At 68.4% G+C, this 17,381-nt stretch carries 10 protein-coding genes; 1 reads left to right on the top strand and 9 read right to left on the bottom strand.

All coding sequences use genetic code 11. The annotated features are described in order from the left end of the window. Position 1: 1 nt before the first annotated feature. The 9 genes from bcsB to map all read right to left on the bottom strand — a co-directional run bounded on the left by bcsB (position 2) and on the right by map (position 13,125). The gene (gene bcsB / locus QRN67_RS04015) at positions 2-2,335 is read right to left on the bottom strand and encodes a cellulose biosynthesis cyclic di-GMP-binding regulatory protein BcsB (RefSeq protein WP_285410623.1); all 2,334 of its coding nucleotides are present in this window, start codon (positions 2,333-2,335) and stop codon (positions 2-4) included. Further along, positions 2,332-4,491 carry a UDP-forming cellulose synthase catalytic subunit gene (bcsA, locus tag QRN67_RS04010; protein ID WP_106934412.1) on the bottom strand — a complete coding sequence of 720 codons (2,160 nt, stop codon included), beginning with the start codon at positions 4,489-4,491 and terminating at the stop codon, positions 2,332-2,334. Before bcsA ends, bcsB begins: the two co-directional genes overlap by 4 nt. After that, positions 4,488-5,285 (bottom strand): cellulose biosynthesis protein BcsQ, encoded by a 798-nt coding sequence (gene bcsQ, locus QRN67_RS04005; protein WP_106934413.1) that lies wholly within the window; start codon positions 5,283-5,285, stop codon positions 4,488-4,490. The genes bcsA and bcsQ overlap by 4 nt, the downstream gene beginning before the upstream one ends. 2 nt (positions 5,286-5,287) lie before the next feature. Then, a complete protein-coding gene (gene bcsR, locus QRN67_RS04000) occupies positions 5,288-5,791 on the bottom strand; it encodes a BcsR/BcsP family cellulose biosynthesis protein (RefSeq protein WP_285410620.1) in 504 nt (167 codons plus the stop codon). Beyond that, positions 5,788-6,264, bottom strand: coding sequence for a cellulose biosynthesis protein BcsD (gene bcsD / locus QRN67_RS03995; protein WP_081269428.1), 477 nt, complete (start codon positions 6,262-6,264; stop codon positions 5,788-5,790). The genes bcsR and bcsD overlap by 4 nt, the downstream gene beginning before the upstream one ends. Positions 6,265-6,467: 203 nt before the next feature. Then, positions 6,468-8,540, bottom strand: a complete 2,073-nt coding sequence (locus tag QRN67_RS03990; protein WP_285410618.1) for a sensor domain-containing diguanylate cyclase — start codon at positions 8,538-8,540, stop codon at positions 6,468-6,470. Further along, positions 8,541-9,578 (bottom strand): GGDEF domain-containing protein, encoded by a 1,038-nt coding sequence (locus QRN67_RS03985; RefSeq protein WP_106934416.1) that lies wholly within the window; start codon positions 9,576-9,578, stop codon positions 8,541-8,543. 93 nt (positions 9,579-9,671) lie between these two features. Continuing rightward, positions 9,672-12,278 (bottom strand): [protein-PII] uridylyltransferase, encoded by a 2,607-nt coding sequence (locus QRN67_RS03980; RefSeq protein ID WP_285410615.1) that lies wholly within the window; start codon positions 12,276-12,278, stop codon positions 9,672-9,674. 22 nt (positions 12,279-12,300) lie between these two features. After that, the gene (gene map / locus QRN67_RS03975) at positions 12,301-13,125 is read right to left on the bottom strand and encodes a type I methionyl aminopeptidase (protein ID WP_081269432.1); all 825 of its coding nucleotides are present in this window, start codon (positions 13,123-13,125) and stop codon (positions 12,301-12,303) included. Between the two features lie 155 nt (positions 13,126-13,280). On the opposite strand from map, the gene purL reads away from it, so the two are divergent. Beyond that, on the top strand, positions 13,281-17,258 hold the full coding sequence (gene purL, locus QRN67_RS03970; RefSeq protein ID WP_285410613.1) for a phosphoribosylformylglycinamidine synthase: 3,978 nt from the start codon (positions 13,281-13,283) through the stop codon (positions 17,256-17,258). Positions 17,259-17,381: the final 123 nt, after the last annotated feature.

Here is a 17,381-nt window from a genome sequence, read left to right as displayed (position 1 = left end):
ATTATTTGGCCTTGTTGACCGACAGGCGGCGGCGCGCCCGGATCTGCAGGCCCGCATACGACACCGCCGCGCCCAGCAGGGCCAGCACGATGACCAGCGCCGCGAGTCCCAGCGGACTGCGCGACAGATGCCACTGCAGCCAGGTCAGAGGCGGCAGGCGGCCGACGTAATACGTGTCGCCGCCCAGCACGCTGTTGACCTGCGTGTCGCGCACGATGGTCATGCTGCCCTGCACGCGCTTGAGCAGGTCGGGCGTCATCAGCGCGTTGAGCAGCGCTTCCTTCGAGTCGGCGTTGGTGATGGCGGCGATCACGCTGCGGCCGCTGCGCAGCGGCGACTCGAAGCCCGCCAGCACCGCGTCGCGTCCGTCGTCGCTCACCGCGATCTGCATGCTGCCCGGCAAGTCTTCGCGGGTGCGCGCGCCGATCACCAGGTCGATGGCGTTGTCGATCCAGCTGCGCAGCTTGAGCTCCGGCGCGTTGCCGTTGCGCTTGAGCGGCATCTTGTCGGCCCACTGCGTGAACAGCGACTGGCTCTGCAGGTTGCCGATCACCAGCAGGTCCTTGTCGGCCCACTGCCCGGCCTCGGCCGAGCGGCCCACCTTCACGCGCAGCGCGGGGTAGCCGGTGGAGCGGCCGATCTGACCCAAAAGACCGAGATAGGTCTCGGTGTCGGCGTCGTTGGGCTGGTCCGGCAGGATCACGGCGGTGTCCGACAGGTCGGCCATGCGCGAGAACGGAAAGCCGCCGTTGGCGTAGGCCGCGAGTTCCGGCATCGCGATGAAATGCGGGAAGCCCGACACGTCGATCTTCGAGGTCGGGTCGATCGAGCCGCGCACGTTGTCCAGCTGCGGCACGCAGCGCCCGCCCACGGGCTCGAAGTAATAGTGCAGGCGCAGCTGGCTGCGCGGGCCCATGGCCAGCGGCGGCAGGATGACTTCCTTGTGCTCGGCCAGCGTGCCGTCGGGCATCAGCTTCACGGCCAGCGGGTTCCACCAGCGGTCGCCGGCCGGATTGGCCGAGCGCAGCGGCAGGCCGCCCACGAAGTTGTCGTTGACGTTGATGTTCAGCGTCGACTGGTCGGGCCGCACGCGCGGCGTGTAGCGGTATTGCAGGTCGAGCGGAATGCCGCGGCTGCGCCAGGTGAACAGGTCGGGTGGCAGTTGCAGGTTGACGCGGACCACGTCGGGGTTGTAGCCGGTCACCGACAGGTCGGCGGCCGTGGCCAGCTCGCCCAGTTGCAGCGCCCGGTCGCTCGGCACCCAGCGCGGCGCGTCATAAGGTTTGCGCACCGGAGGTTCCTGGAAGGCGGTGACGGCCGCCTGCGCGCCCGCGAAGGCCTTGCTGTTCAGCGCCAGCGCGGCGGCGGCGGTGCGCAGGTCGGCCGGGTTGCGGCCCATCACCAGCAGCAGCTTGCCGGAGGCGTCCTGCGGGTTGTCGACCACCGCCAGGCCCGGGCCCTGTATGGACGGCAGCGTGAGCCCCGCAATGGCCGACTCCGGCGTGACGAACACCACCGCATGGCCCGCCGGCAGCTCGCCGTGCGACACCGGAAAGGTAGCACCGCGGTAGTCCGCCAGCGCACCGAACCACGAAGACAGCACGCCCGCGGCCTCGAGCATCGGCGCCGTGTCGGCGCCGCCGAAGACGAAGGGAATGCGGGCGCGCCGCACGTCGCGGCGATCGAAGAAGGGCTGCGGCAGGGCCGCCAGGTCGTTCGTGAGCTTGAGCGGCGAGACCGTGAGCTTCAGCGTGCTGGAAGCGTCCACGCGCGCCCAGAGGCTGGTGTGCGCCGGATCTTCGCACTCGCGCGTGTAGTGGCCGATCAGCTCGACGTTGATGCGGTTGAACTCGGTGATCAGGCGCCGGTCGATCGGGATGTCGGCCGTCTGCGGCTTGCCCGCTTCGGCATGGCTCACCGGCAGCGTGGCCACCAGCACGTCGTTGACCGTCACCTTCAGGTGCGAGAGCTCGGGAATGAGCGAGGGCGAATAGGCGTAGTTCAGCCTGAACGACGCGGCCGTCACCAGCTCGTCGGCGCGCACGTTGAACGGGATGCCGACGGTGCCGCTGATGCCGCGCAGCTGGATGGCGTAGTCGATGCCGAGCTGCGTGAGGTTGAGTTCTCGCACGGCGCCTGCAACGGGCGTGGTGTTGGCGGAGGCGGCTGTCGCGGCTGTTGCTGCCGTCGCGGGCGCTGCCGGCAGCAAGGGCGGCGGGACCACGGCGGGCCGGGTTTGCGCCGACGTCCCGTCGGCGAGGGACACGGCGGCAAGCGCGATCGCCAGCATGGCGCAGGGCACGACGCGACGATGCGCGAAACGGGGGGGCGTCACGTGGATTCCTTCGTTTTGACGGGGCGCAGCCTTGAAATGGCCGAACGGTAGTAATGGCTGAACATGTCTCTGAAGCCGGTGCCGCTGATGCTGATGATGTGGCCCAGCACGCGATGGATGGGCACGCGCGGATGGTTGCCCCAGCGGGCAGCCCAGATGTCGGCGCGCGCCGTGGTGCACTGCACCAGCGCGCGCTCCTGCGCGAAGCTCATGGGCGCGAAGCGCAGGCCCAGGCGCCTGCCGCTGCTGAAGCGCACCGTGGAGGCGAAGCGCGATTCCTGGTCGTTGCGGTACAGCGCCACCTCGACCGGTGTCTCCATGTCGAGCTTGAGGTCGCTGGGCAGCTCCACGCCCAGGCCGCCGCTGGAGAAGTCGAAGGTGTTGCAGCGCAGCGAGCGGCCGTCGGCGAAGTACAGCGTAGCCGGCAGGTTGAGCTCCACGCGGTGCGCGCCGCGCAGCTGGCGCGACTCGTTGGCCGCGGCCACGCAGGCGCCCAGGATCATCAGGTTGTAGATGGTCCAGGCCAGGTTCAGCCACACAGTGGCGATGTTCTGCGGATCGACCCACGTCAGGCGCCACACGCCCAGGCACACGCCCACGAAGTTGAACGCCAGCAGCACCAGGCTCGCCTTGGCGATGGTGCTGTCGAAGTACTCCTTCTGGATCAGGCCGCCCTTGGCCGTCACGTTGAAGCTGCCGAGCTTGGGGTTGATGAGCGCCACCAGCGTCGGGCGGAAGATGTACCAGGCAAGCACCGCCTCGTACACCTCGTTCCAGAGCAGGTAGCGAAAGCGTCCCTGGATGCGGCTGTTGGTCAGGTTGGCGTGCAGGATGTGCGGCAGCGCGAAGGCGAAGATCATCGACGCCGACGCATGGATCACGCTCGCGCCGAAGTACAGGTACGCCAGCGGCGCCGTCAGGTAGATGAGGCGCGGCAGGCCGTACAGGAAGTGCAGCATCGCGTTCACGTAGCACAGGCGCTGGGCCCAGTGCAGGCCGCGGCCGAACAGCGGATTGTCGATGCGGAAGATCTGCGCCATGCCGCGCGCCCAGCGAATCCGCTGGCCCACGTGGCCCGACAGGCTCTCGGTCGCCAGGCCGGCGGCCTGCGGCAGCGCCAGGTAGGCCGTGCTGTAGCCGCGGCGGTGCATCTTCAGCGCGGTGTGGGCGTCTTCGGTCACGGTCTCGACCGCGATGCCGCCCACTTCCTCGACGATGGTGCGCCGCAGGACCGCGCACGAGCCGCAGAAGAAGGTGGCGTTCCAGAGGTCGTTGCCGTCCTGGATCAGGCCGTAGAACAGTTCGCCTTCGTTCGGTACCGTGCCGAAGGTGTCGAGGTTGCGCTCGAAGGGGTCGGCCGAGAAGAAATAGTGAGGCAGCTGCACCATGCCCAGCTTCGGGTCGCGCCCGAACCAGCCCATGGCGATCTGCATGAACGAGCGCGTGGGGATGTGGTCGCAGTCGAAGATGGCGACGAACTCGCCGGTGGTGTTCTTCAGCGCGGCATTGATGTTGCCGGCCTTGGCGTGGCGGTTGTTGTCGCGCGTGACGTGGGTCACGCCCACGTCTTCGCAGAACACGCGGAATTCCTCGCGCCGGCCGTCGTCGAGCACGAAGATCTTGATCTTGTCGCGCGGCCAGTCGATCGACTGCGCGGCCAGCACGGTGGAGCGCACCACCGACAGCGCCTCGTTGTACGTGGGAATGAACAGGTCGATGGTGGGCCACTCGGCCGGGTCGTCCGGCAGCGGCACCGGCTTGCGCTCCAGCGGCCAGGCGGTCTGCACGTAGCCCAGCAGCAGCACCACGAAGGCGTACAGCTCGGCCATCAGCAGCCCGGTGCCCAGCACCAGGTCGACCAGGTTGTCCATGAACATGGTCTCGGTCACGCGCCAGTAGGTGTAGCGCGAGGACACGACGACCGACATGAAGATCAGCACCAGGCTCGCGAAGCGGCCCTTGATGCGGTTGGTGATCAGCGCGGCCACGAAGATGCCCACCGACAGCACGATCTGCTGCTCGAAGGTCATCGGCGTGATGATCAGCGCGGGCAGGATCGCCAGCGCGATCAGCCAGCCGGCGATGCGCACCGGCAGCAGGCGCAGGAAGGCGGGGGCCGGCCGGGGCGGCGGCGCGGACGTGGGGGCGCTGTTCATCGTGTGGATTCCATGGACCTGGGCGCCTGCCGTGCAGCGGCGATGCGCTCGAGCAGACGCTCGGCGCAGGAAGCAATGTCTTGTGTCGCCTGGCTCATGGGCGCATAGCGGTGCACCGGCACCGCGGACGCCAGCGCCTCGGGCACCGACTGGTCGAGGTGCAGCACGCCGAGCAGTTCGGGCCGCAGCCGCTGGCGCAGCATTTCGAAGACGTCGTGGTTCAGCCGCTTGCCGGGGTCGACCTGGTTGACCACGTAGGCGCTGCCGGCGTAGTCGGGGCGCGGGCGGCAGTACTTGTCGACCATGCGCTCGATGATCGGCAGCGTCGCGAACGAGCCGGCATCGGCCAGCACCGGGATCACGCAGAGGTTGGCAGCGCGCAGCACCTGCTGCAGGTAGACCGTGGGGCCCGGCGGGGTGTCGAGCAGCACCAGCATGCCGTCGGGCAGCGCGAAGCGCGCCAGCGTCTCGGCCAGCCACATCGGATGGCGGGCCAGCTGTTGTTCGAAGACGATCTGCCGCTCGTCGTCGACGTCGCCGAAAGGCAGCAGCATGGCGCCACCGTGCGCGGGGCGGATCGCATTCGCCCACGGCATCTGGCCGGTGGCGGCATCCACCAGCCCGGAGTCGCAGGCATGCGGGTCGCTGGCGATGTGAAAGCGCAGGGCGTTCTGCGGATCGAGATCGATGGCGAGCACCTGCTGCCCACGGGCGGCGAGCGCGGTGCACAGATTGGCTGCGATGGTGGTCTTGCCGACTCCACCCTTGGATGAGATGACGGGGATGACGACCATCGTCACGTCGGCCTTCGCCAGCGCGACATGAGGCCCGGCTGGGCGGCGCGCGGCTGCGGCGCCGCCAGTCGTTCGAACAACTGGGAAAGCGGAGTCGGCGCGGGTTCGCTGGCGGTGGCGGGCTGATGTGCCGCCGGGGGCTGGGGCTGGTGCGGCGCCAGCGGCGGGCGCGCGAAGAGAGGCGCCGGAGCCGGAGCGGGCGCAGGAACGGGTGCAGGTGCAGCAATGGGCGCGGGCGCCGGCAGCGGGCGCAGTACCGGTTCGACCCTGGGCTGCGGCGCGGCGGCGACCGGCAGCGGCTGCACCGGCGCCATCAAGGGAGCGGCAGGCGTGCGTGCGGCGGGTGCGGACGGACGCTCGATCTTCTCGCCCGTCAGCAGCGGCCAGACGCGCGGTGCTTCCTCCTCCGTTTCGGGCGGAGCGAATTCCTTGTAGTCGTGGGCATCCCCGCCGAACTTGCGGAACAGGCCGGCGATGTCTTCCGGGGTCGGATCGTCCTTGCTCATGCTTGCGCCTTCGACAGACGCAGGTCGATGCGGTGGCCGGCCTGTGCGGCGTCGGGCGGGAACGCCTGCACGCGAAGGGAGGACGGCATGCGCTGCGAATCGAACCAGGCCTGGTAGATGCCCTCGAAGAAGCCGACGCTCCAGTCCGTGGCCTCGGGGCCGAAGGCCGTGGCGATCGGGCTGCAGGCGTGGGTGATGAAGACGCAGTCGGTGTCTTCGCTGAGGGCGCTGAAACCCCAGTCGATGCTGTCCCAGCGCGCGTTGAACTGGGCTTCGAGGTCGCCGAGCGTGTTACACGGGGGAATGGGCATGGCATGCGCAAGACGTTGGCCGATGCGGAAGAAAAGCTGCCGCAGCTCCTCCGGCGGCAGGCCGGCACTCAACTCCGCGGCCATGCCACGATTGAATTCCAGCCACTGCGAACTGCATGAATTTCTCTCGTAGTACTGAATGAACGGCGTCGCTGTTTCCATGTCCGAGCATTCTCTGGGATCAATTAACGCTTGACAACAAATGTGAACTTTTCGACACACGATCGAACGCGAACTGTCTGAATTCGGGGACGGTCGGTCGAACGAACCGGAACGGCTGCACGAAACCCGTGCATCGCCACCGTCGATACGGCGCAAGGCGCGTTCCGGATTCAACCGGCGCACCCAAGCGGGGCGCCGCCCGGTCAGTCTTCGATGCTGTCCGGTGTCGACCCAGCGGCGCGCATGGAGCCGTTGCCGTTGGGTGCCTGCGGCAGGCGCGGCGGACGCCCGGCGCGCACCACGCCGCGTCCCGCCGCCTTGGCTGCATAGCAGGCGGCATCGGCCGCATCGACCCAGGCGTCGACCGAGCCGATCTCATGCGACAGGCTGGCCACGCCGATGCTGGCGCCGACGTGCAGGCTGCCCGACAGCCACGGCAGCGCGATCGCCGAGATCGACGCCACGATGTCTTCCGCCACGCGCACGGCGGCCTCGTGCGTGCACTGCTCCAGCAGCAGCGCGAACTCGTCGCCGCCGATGCGTGCCGCCAGGTCGCCGGAGCGCACTCGCGACATGATGGCCGCGGCCGCCGCGCGCAGCATGGCGTCGCCCGACAGGTGGCCGCCGGTGTCGTTCACCTGCTTGAAGTGGTCCAGGTCGATGAACACCAGCGCCGCCGGCAGCGAGCCCGGCCGGCCTTCGATCAGCCGCTGCGCCTGCTGGTCGAAGCGCTGGCGGTTGGCCAGTCCGGTCAGGCCGTCATGGGCGGCAGACCATTCGAGCGCCTTGCGGGCATTGCGCTGTTCCTCGATGTTGAGCACCGTCCAGATCGAGCCGAAATCGGTGTGTTCCGGGTCCACCGGCCGGCTGCGCAGCCGGGCCCAGAAGCGCGAGCCGTCGCCGCGCTGCATGCGGGATTCGCCCACGTACGAATTGCTGCTGGCGAAAGCCTCTTTCTCCAGCGCGGCGAGGGCGGGCTGGTCTTCCTCGGGCACGACGATCAGGTCCACCGGCTTGCCCAACAGCTCGTCCTCGCGGTAGGAAAGCAGGCGGCACAGTTCGTCGCTCACCAGCTCGAAGCGCCGGTCTCGGATGAAGGCGATGCCGATGGGCGCCGCGCGCATCACCGAGCGCAGCTTGCTGAACATTTCGCCGTTCAGCCGTTCCAGCTCGGCGCGCTGCACGCCGACGCGGCGCAGCACCTGGCCGAGCTGGCCGATCTCGCCGTCGCCCGTGGGCCAGCCGTCCTCGGGGCGCATGGCGTCGTCGAACATGTGCTGGGCGCGCCGCTCCAGCTTGCTCAGCGGGCGCAGCAGCAGCCACAGGCTCAAGAAGATGCCGGCCGACAGCACCGCCACCAGCGTGAAGGCCCAGACCAGCGCCAGCCGGCGCGCGGCCTTGACAGGCGCCAGCACCTCGGCTTCCGGCCGCACGCGCCACACCACCCAGTCGGGGCCCGGCACGCCGGCGACGCTGGCGATCTCCTGGGCCTGTGGCAGCAGCAGGCCCATCGGCTCGACCGGGCTGCCCGCGGCCTGCCAGGCCTTGAAGGCCCGGGCCAGCCGGGGTTCGTCGGCAATCGATTGCAGCAGCCGCTTGCCGTCGGGGTGCGCCAGCACCCGGCCCTGCGCGTCGGTCAGGACGACCAGCGCGCCGGCATCGCCTTCCTGCGGGTCGACCAGCCCCTCGAGCAGGTCGCGGCTCGACAGGCGCAGCGTGCCGCCCAGCACGGCATAGATGCCGTTGGCGTCGCGTACCGGCTGGTTGACGGCAATGATCGGTTCGCCGGTCAGCGTGCCCAGCAATGGCTCGGACACCATCGGCCGGCCCTCGGCCAGCAGCCGGCGGAAATAGGGGCGGTCGCCGATGTTCAATTCCGGCTGCGACACGCCCTTGTCGTCGCTCATCACCCGGACATTGCCGTCGGGCGTGGCGATGTAGGTGTTGGCGAAGAAGGTGCGCATCACCGGCTTGCTCTGCAGGAACGCCTTCAGTGCCGCCGGGTCGTTGAGCAGCGGCTCGTTGAGCGCGTTGCCCACCGATTCCAGCACGCGCTGCAGCTGTATCACGTTGTGGCCCAGCAGGGCGGCGGTGCGCACCGACTCGTTCAGCTCGCGCTGGCGCTGCGATTCCAGCAGGTCGTGCTCGGTCCGCCCCACGATGATGGTCGTGATCAGGCCGATGCCGAGCACCAGCGCGAAAATCCCCCCCATCGTGATCCGGGCCTTGAGCGAACCCAGGGCCTTTTCTAGGCGTACCAGCCGGTCGGTGTTCATTCAGTCGAGCTGCGTTTCCCTGGCGGGCGCCGTGGCCCGGCGCTCGCGTTTGACGTTGTACATGGCTGTGTCCGCCTGCTTCAGCGCCTCTTCCGCGGTGGTGGCGCGCGGGTCGACCGCCACCACGCCGACGCTCGCGCCGCCGTACTCGATGGTGGTCTTGCCGTTGAGCCGCAGGTCGCCGATGGTACTTTCGCCCAGGCGGTCGGCCAGCGCGCGCGCCGCGGTGCGCGGCGATTCGTCGAAGCCCGGGCCCGCGCCGATCACCACGAACTCGTCGCCGCCGAAGCGCGCCAGCACGTCGCTGGCCCGCAGCGAAGCCGACAGCCTGCCGGCCATGGTCGACAGGAAATCGTCGCCCACGTCGTGGCCGTACTTGTCGTTGATCTTCTTGAAGCCGTCCATGTCGATGAACCCGACCAGCGTGCTGCGGCCTTCGCGCTCGCACTGGGCGAGCAGCCGGCGCAGGGCGTCGATCAACGTTCTGCGGTTGGGCAGGCCGGTGAGGCTGTCGGTCGAGGCGTAGGCGGCCAGCTCGGCGTTGGCCCGCTTGAGCTTGACGAGGAGCATCTCGCGCTCGACCTGCTGGGCCAGCAGTTTCGCGAAGAGCCGCAGCACCGGTGCCGCATGGGGCGACAGAGGCAGCTTGTCCGCGCTGGCGCCGCACAGGGTGCCGAAGAGGCCGCCGCTGTCCGTCTTGATCGGTGTGCTCACATAGGTCTGGACGCCGAGCTGGCGGGCGGCGTCGGAGTCGCCCCAGCGGGTGGCGACGTCGTCGGCGAAGGGGCGGTCTTCTTCGAGGGCGCGGCGGCAGAGGGTGTCGGACCATGGGACGGAAAGGCCCTCGGGGATGGTCATTTCCTTCGCGTTCCGAGCGAAAAGAATGCTCTGCAGGCCCTTTTCGAGATCGATGGTCGTGAGGTAGGTCGATTCCAGCCCCGTGACCACTTCGAGCATTTCGAGCATGGGGCGAGCCAGGTCCTCGAGCGTCTTGGCCGAGGAGACCGAGTCTGAAAGCTGTTCAATCAGTGAGTCCATAGCCCACATTTTGACGGCGATGCGCCAAGGCTTCAGGCTTTCGTTGTACGAAAGTAGCGCCAGACCGGCTGCAGCGCCCGAAAAACCTGCGGCTCAGGACGCCAGCGCTTCCATCAGCTCGGTCTCGATGGCCAGCTGGGTTTTCTGCCCCTGCAGCTCGGGGCCGCTGATGAGGAAGGTGTCTTCCACCCGTTCGCCGAGCGTCGTCACCTTGGCGAGCTGCAGGTTCAAGTGGTGGCGCGCCAGCACCCGGGCCACCGAGTACAGCAGCCCGGCCCGGTCGCTGGCCGATATGTTGAGCAGCCACCGCTGGGCCTTGTCGTCGGGCAGCAGACTGATGCGCGGCTTGATGGGGAAGCTGCGCACCCGGCGCGACACCCGGCCCATGCTGGGCGGGGGCAGGGCGCCGGCCTCGGTGAGCGTCTGCGCCAGGCCCGACTCGACCATGCTGATCAGGTCGCGGTAGTGGTCGGGCAGGAAGGTGGTCACCACCTGGAAGGTGTCCAGCGCGTAGCCGTCGCTGGTGGTGTGCACCTTGGCGTCCAGGATGCTGAAGGACGACTGATCGAAATAGCCGCAGATGCGCGCAAAAAGGTCGGGCTGGTCGGGCGTGTAGACGACCACCTGCAGGCCTTCGCCCACCGGCGACAGGTGCGCGCGCACGATGGGCGGCGCCTTCGGGTCGATCGGCACGCCCTTGGGCGGCACGAAGCGCGAGAGCTGCTTGGCGTGCCAGGCGATCTCGGTGGCGTCGTGGCGCATGAAGTAGCCCACGTCGAGCGTGTCCCACAGGGCCTTGTGCGCTTCGAAGCGCTGGGCGTGCAGGGCCAGCTGCACCAGCGCCTCGCGCTTGCGCGACTCGACCTCGGCGTCCGGGTCGGGCATGCGGCCGCCGAGCGCGCGCAGCGTGTAGCGGTACAGGTCCTCGAGCAGCTTGCCCTTCCAGGCATTCCACACGCGCGGCGAGGTGCCGCGGATGTCGGCGATGGTCAGCAGGTAGAGCGCCGTGAGGTAGCGCTCGTTGCCCACGCGCCTGGCGAAGGCGCTGATGACCTCGGGGTCGCTCAGGTCCTGCTTCTGGGCGACCTGGCTCATCACGAGGTGCTCGGCCACGAGGAATTCGATGAGCCTGGCGTCTTCGCGGGCAATGCCGTGCTGCTTGCAGAAGCGCTGCACGTCGCGCGCGCCCAGCGTGGAGTGGTCGCCGCCGCGGCCCTTGGCGATGTCGTGGAACAGGGCCGCCACGTACAGGATCCAGGGCTTGTCCCAGCCGGCCGCGAGCTGCGAGCAGAACGGGTACTCGTGCGCATGCTCGGCAATGAAGAAGCGCCGCACGTTGCGCAGCACCATCAGGATGTGCTGGTCGACCGTGTACACGTGGAACAGGTCGTGCTGCATCTGCCCCACGATGCTGCGGAACACCCGCAGGTAGCGCCCCAGCACCGAGGTCTGGTTCATCAGCCTGAAGGCATGCGTGATGCCATAGGGCTGCTGCAGGATCCGCATGAAGGTCTCGTGGTTGACCGGGTCGTTGCGGAACTTGCTGTCCATCACATGGCGCGCGTTGTAGAGCGCGCGCAGCGTGCGCGCCGACAGGCCCTGCACGCCGATGGTCTTCTGGTAGAGCAGGAAGGTCTCGAGCACCGCGTGCGGCTCGCGCTCGTACAGGTCGTCGCTGGCGATCTCGATGAGGCCGGCGCGCTCGTAGAAGCGCTCGTTGATCGGCGTGTGGCGCTCGTCGCTGGGCTGCAGGCGCTCGGAAATGTTGAGCAGCAGGATCTGGTTGAGCTGCGACACCGCCTTGGCGGCCCAGTAGTAGCGGCGCATGAGCGCCTCGCTCGACTTGCGCTGCGACTCGCTCTCATAGCCGAAGCTGGCCGCCACGGCGGTCTGCAGGTCGAACACCAGCCGGTCTTCGCGGCGGTTGGCGATCACGTGGAGCCGGGCGCGGATGAGCGAAAGCAGGGCCTCGTTACGCTTGATCTGCTGGGCTTCGAAGGAGGTGGCCAGGCCGTTCTTGGCCAGGTCGTCCCAGCGGCTGCCGTAGCCGGCAGCCTTGGTCATCCACAAAATGGTCTGCAGGTCGCGCAGGCCGCCGGGCGATTCCTTGCAGTTCGGCTCCAGCGCGTAGGGCGTGTTGTCGAACTTCTGGTGCCGGTGCCGCATTTCCTGCGACTTGGCCACGAAGAAAGCCTGCGGATCGATGGCGCGGGCGAAGCGGCGGCGAAAGGCGGTGAAGAGCTTCTTGTCGCCGGCGATCAGCCGTGCCTCGAGCAGCGAGGTCTGCACGGTGACGTCTTTCTCGGCCTCGGCCAGGCATTCGTCCACGGTGCGCACGCTGGAGCCGATCTCGAGGCCGGCGTCCCAGCAATGGCCGATGAAGGCCTCGATGCGGGCCGGGTCGACCGCGTTCTCGTGGCCTTCGGGCGGCAACAGCAGCAGCACGTCGACGTCGGAATACGGAAACAGCTCGCCGCGCCCGAAGCCGCCCACTGCGGCCAGCGAGAGCGCGTCGCCGAAATCGGCCTCGCGCCACAGGGCGCACAGTGTTTCGTCCGCCAGCGCCGAGAGCTGGCGCAGCACCGTGTGCACGCTGCGCGTGGGCGCGCGCGCAAAGCGCAGGGTGTCGAAAAGCGCGAGCTTCTTCGCGCGATAGGCTTCGCGCAGCGTCGCCACGTCGATCTTGGCTGCTTCGATCACGGCCGGGGAACGCGTGCGCGCGTCAGGTTTTGGTCGAGGTGACGAAGGAGGGCAGCGGAGGGCTGCCGGCGGAGAGCGTCAGCACCTCGTAGCCGGTCTCGGTGACCAGCACCGTGTGCTCCCACTGGGCCGACAGCGAATGGTCGCGCGTGACGATGGTCCAGCCGTCGTACTGGCCGCCCTTGAAGTCTTCCTTCACGTCACGCTTGCCGGCGTTGATCATCGGCTCGATGGTGAAGATCATGCCCGGCTTGAGTTCTTCCATGGTGCCCGGGCGGCCGTAGTGCAGAACCTGGGGTTCTTCGTGGAAGCGCTGGCCCACGCCGTGGCCGCAGAACTCGCGCACCACCGAGAAGCCCTGGCCTTCGGCGAACTTCTGGATCGCGTGGCCCACGTCGCCCAGGTGCGCGCCGGGGCGTACCTGCAGGATGCCGTGCCACATGGCCTCGAAGGTGATGCTGCACAGGCGCTTGGCGGCGATGGAGGCGTCGCCGATCACGTACATGCGGCTGTTGTCGCCGAACCAGCCGTCCTTGATGACGGTCACGTCGACGTTCATGATGTCGCCCTTCTTCAGGGGCTTGTCGTTGGGAATGCCGTGGCACACCACGTGGTTCACCGAGGTGCACAGCGACTTCGGGAACGGGACGCTGCTGGCGCCCATGTAGCCCACCGTGGCCGAGGTGGTGCCCTGCTTGACCATGTATTCGGCGGCCAGCCGGTCGACATCGTTGGTCGTGATGCCGGGCTTGATGAAGGGGGTGAGGTAGTCCAGCACCTCGGAGGCCAGGCGGCAGGCGACCCGCATGGCTTCGATGCCCGCAGCGTCTTTGTAGTTAATGCTCATCCCCGAATTATCCCATCGGCCCGGCTAAAATCCCGGGTTAACGCGGATGACCCCAGTCAGCGGTCATTCGCCTTTGTTCCTTGATTCCCAACGCGGCCCCCGAGGCCCCATCGACCGTGACGCAGCCCGCACCTCAAGCCCTTCCTGTCGTAACCATGTTCGAGGGCGGCAGCGCACTCAGCGATTTCCGCGCACGCCAGCTGCTGCCGAAGCTGCAAGCCATCGAGCCGCGCATCGAGGGCATTTCGGCCCGTTTCGTGCACCTGGTCGTGACCGATGCGGCGCTCGGCACGGACGACCGCGAGCGCTTTGCCGCGCTGCTGACCTACGGCGAGCCCTTCGAGGCGCCGGCCAAGGCGGGCACTTCGGTGGTGGTCACGCCGCGGCTGGGCACCGTGTCGCCGTGGGCCTCCAAGGCCACCGACATCGCCCACAACTGCGGCCTGGCGCTGCGCCGGGTCGAGCGCGTCACCCAGTACCACCTGAAGCTCAAGGCCCCGCTAATCGGCAAGGCCCCCGTGCTCGAAGGCGACCAGCTGGCCGCCGTGGCCGCCCCGCTGCACGACCGCATGACCGAATCGGTGCTGGCCACGGTCGAGCAGGCAGCCAGCCTGTTCAGCGAGCTTCCGGCCCAGCCGATGGCGCAGGTCGACGTGCTGGCCGGCGGCCGCACTGCGCTGGTGGCCGCCAACACCGGCTTCGGCCTGGCGCTGGCCGAGGACGAAATCGACTACCTGGTGGACGCCTTCACCCGCCTGGGCCGCAACCCCAGCGACGTCGAACTGATGATGTTCGCGCAGGCCAACAGCGAACACTGCCGCCACAAGATCTTCAACGCCGACTTCACCATCGACGGCAAGGCGCAGCCGCAGAGCCTGTTCTCGATGATCCGCCACACCGAGAAGCAGAACCCGCAGCACACGGTCATCGCCTATGCCGACAACGCCTCGGTGATGGAAGGCGCGACCATCGAGCGCTTCATCCCCGCCAGCGGCTCGCAGAGCTATCAAAAAGATAGCGCCCTGAGCCATGTGCTGATGAAGGTCGAGACGCACAACCACCCGACCGCCATTTCGCCTTTCCCCGGCGCCTCGACCGGCGCGGGCGGCGAGATCCGCGACGAAGGCGCCACCGGCCGCGGCTCCAAGCCCAAGGCCGGCCTGACCGGCTTCACCGTGTCGAAGCTGTGGCCTGAAGGCAGCCACTACGGCAAGCCCGAGCACATCGCCAGCCCGCTGCAGATCATGACCGAGGGCCCGCTGGGCGGCGCCGCGTTCAACAACGAGTTCGGCCGTCCCAACCTGCTGGGCTATTTCCGCGAATACGAGCAGACGGTGGCGAGCGACCTCGACACCGTGCAGCGCGGCTACCACAAGCCCATCATGATCGCGGGCGGCCTCGGCAGCATCGACGCCACCCAGACCAGGAAGATCCAGTTCCCGGCCGGCTCGCTGCTGATCCAGCTCGGCGGCCCCGGCATGCGCATCGGCATGGGCGGCAGCGCCGCCAGCTCGATGGCCACCGGCGCCAACGCGGCCGAGCTCGACTTCGATTCGGTGCAGCGCGGCAATCCCGAAATCGAGCGCCGCGCGCAGGAGGTCATCAACCACTGCTGGCAGCAGGGCGCGGCCAACCCCATCCTGGCGATCCACGACGTGGGCGCCGGCGGCCTGAGCAACGCCTTCCCCGAACTCACCAACGACGCCGGCCGTGGCGCGCGCTTCGACCTGCGCGCCGTGCCGCTCGAAGAGTCGGGCATGGCGCCGAAGGAAATCTGGTGCAACGAAAGCCAGGAGCGCTACGTGCTGGCCATCGCGCCGGAGTCGCTCGAGCAGTTCAAGGCCTTCTGCGAGCGCGAGCGCTGCCCGTTCTCGGTGGTCGGCGTGGCGACCGAAGAGCGCCAGCTGCTGGTGGCCGACGAAGGCACCGAGGTGCAGCCCGTCGACATGCCGATGGACGTGCTGCTCGGCAAGCCGCCCAAGATGCACCGCGACGTGAAGACCGTGGCGCGCACCTTCAAGCCGCTCGACCTGACGGGCGTCGACCTGCAGAAGGCCGCCATCGACGTGCTCGCGCATCCGACCGTGGCGTCGAAGCGCTTCCTCATCACCATCGGCGACCGCACCGTGGGCGGCCTGAGCCATCGCGACCAGATGGTCGGACCGTGGCAGGTGCCCGTGGCCGACTGCGCCGTGACGCTGGCCGACTACAAGGGCTTTGCCGGCGAAGCCATGAGCATGGGCGAGCGCACGCCGCTGGCCGCGCTCGACGCACCGGCCTCTGGCCGCATGGCCGTGGCCGAAGCCATCACCAACCTGCTGGCCGCCCCCATCGAACTTTCGCGCGTGAAGCTGTCGGCCAACTGGATGGCCGCCTGCGGCGAGCCCGGCGAAGACGCCGCGCTGTACGAAACCGTCAAGGCCGTGGGCCTGGAGCTGTGCCCGGCGCTGGGCGTGTCGATTCCGGTCGGCAAGGATTCGCTGTCGATGCGCACGCAGTGGAAGGACGGCAGCGAAGCCAAGAAGGTCACGTCGCCCGTGAGCCTGATCGTCAGCGCCTTCTCCACGCTGGCCGACGTGCGCGGCACGCTCACGCCGCAGCTCGACGCCGAGGAGGCCGACACCACGCTGGTGCTGATCGACCTGGGCCAGGGCAAGCACCGCATGGCCGGCAGCATCCTGGCGCAGACGCTCAACCAGAGCGGCGACACGGTGCCCGACCTCGACGATCCGGCGCAGCTGGTGGCGCTGGTCAATGCCGTGAACGCGCTGCGCGCCGACGGCAAGATCCTCGCGATGCACGACCGCAGCGACGGCGGCCTGTTCGCCACCGCCTGCGAAATGGCCTTTGCCGGCCATGTGGGCGTGGCGCTGAACGTCGACATGCTGGTCACCGAAGGCGACGGCATTTCCGACAGCCGCATGGAAACCGGCGACGCCAAGAACTGGGCGCAGCAGGTCAGCGCGCGGCGCGAGGAGCTCACGCTCAAGGCGCTGTTCAACGAAGAGCTGGGCATGGTGCTGCAGGTGCGCACCGCCGAGCGCAACGATGTCATGCAGGTGCTGCGCGCCCACGGCCTCAGCACGCACAGCCACTTCGTCGGCAAGACCCGCCCCGCCAGCTCGCCCATGGATGCGGGCAAGGGCAAGGTCGAAGTCTGGCGCGACGCCAAGTCGGTGTTCAGCGCCAGCCTGCACGACCTGCAGCAGGTCTGGGACTCGGTCAGCTGGAAGATCGCCCGCGAGCGCGACAACCCCGCCTGCGCCGATGCCGAACACGCCGCAGCCGGTGTGCCGAACGATCCGGGCATGCACGTGTTCCTGCCGAATGCGCAGACCGGCTCCGCCGTTGCGCCCGCCATCCTGCAGTCGCGCCCCAAGGTCGCGATCCTGCGCGAGCAGGGCGTCAACTCGCACGTCGAGATGGCCTACGCCTTCACCGAAGCCGGCTTCGAAGCCTTCGACGTCCACATGACCGACCTGCAGACGGGCAGGGCGGACCTCGCCGACTTCAAGGGCGTGGTCGCCTGCGGCGGCTTCAGCTACGGCGACACGCTGGGCGCCGGCATCGGCTGGGCGCGCAGCATCACCTTCAACCCGAAGCTGGCCGAGCAGTTCAAGACCTTCTTCGGCCGCGCCGACACCTTCGGCCTGGGCGTGTGCAACGGCTGCCAGATGTTCGCCGAGCTGGCCGACATCATTCCGGGCGCGGAGGCCTGGCCGCGTTTCACCACCAACCAGAGCGAGCGCTTCGAGGCGCGCCTGTCGATGGTCGAAGTGCTCGAGTCGCCCAGCATCTTCTTCGCAGGCATGGCCGGCAGCCGCCTGCCGATCGCGGTGGCGCACGGCGAGGGTTACGCCAACTTCAAGCACCGCGGCGACGCCGCCAAGGCCATCGGCGCGATGCGCTTCGTCGACAACCACGGCCAGCCGACCGAGCAGTACCCGTTCAACCCGAACGGCAGCGCGGGCGGCCTGACCTCGGTCACGACGCCGGACGGCCGCTTCACCGCGGTGATGCCGCACCCGGAGCGCGTGTTCCGCAACATCCAGATGAGCTGGACCTCGGGCGACAAGAGCGACCTGAGCCCCTGGATGCAGATCTGGCGCAACGCGCGTCGCTGGGTGGGCTGAAGCAGATGCTCGACCTCGATCACCCGGGAAGCCGGCACGTGCTGGAAGCGGCGCGGATCGAGGATCTGGCAGGCTTTCGTCGTGCTTGACCGCCCGGGCGACAACTTCGGCACCTGGGCGATC

The sequence above is a fragment of the Variovorax sp. efr-133-TYG-130 genome, assembly GCF_030208835.1.
GTDB lineage: Bacteria > Pseudomonadota > Gammaproteobacteria > Burkholderiales > Burkholderiaceae_C > Variovorax.
The sequence above is the reverse complement of the archived record's forward strand: the minus strand, read 5'-3'. Positions and strand labels throughout refer to the sequence as shown.

Excerpts from the sequence above, each read along its gene's own strand:
- map (WP_081269432.1), bottom strand. The coding sequence starts at position 13,125 with ATGAGCATTAACTACAAAGACGCTGCGGGCATCGAAGCCATGCGGGTC.
- bcsQ (WP_106934413.1), bottom strand. The coding sequence starts at position 5,285 with ATGGTCGTCATCCCCGTCATCTCATCCAAGGGTGGAGTCGGCAAGACC.
- bcsR (WP_285410620.1), bottom strand. The coding sequence starts at position 5,791 with ATGAGCAAGGACGATCCGACCCCGGAAGACATCGCCGGCCTGTTCCGC.
- QRN67_RS03990 (WP_285410618.1), bottom strand. The coding sequence starts at position 8,540 with ATGAACACCGACCGGCTGGTACGCCTAGAAAAGGCCCTGGGTTCGCTC.
- QRN67_RS03985 (WP_106934416.1), bottom strand. The coding sequence starts at position 9,578 with ATGGACTCACTGATTGAACAGCTTTCAGACTCGGTCTCCTCGGCCAAG.
- purL (WP_285410613.1), top strand. The coding sequence starts at position 13,281 with ATGTTCGAGGGCGGCAGCGCACTCAGCGATTTCCGCGCACGCCAGCTG.
- bcsD (WP_081269428.1), bottom strand. The coding sequence starts at position 6,264 with ATGGAAACAGCGACGCCGTTCATTCAGTACTACGAGAGAAATTCATGC.
- bcsA (WP_106934412.1), bottom strand. The coding sequence starts at position 4,491 with ATGAACAGCGCCCCCACGTCCGCGCCGCCGCCCCGGCCGGCCCCCGCC.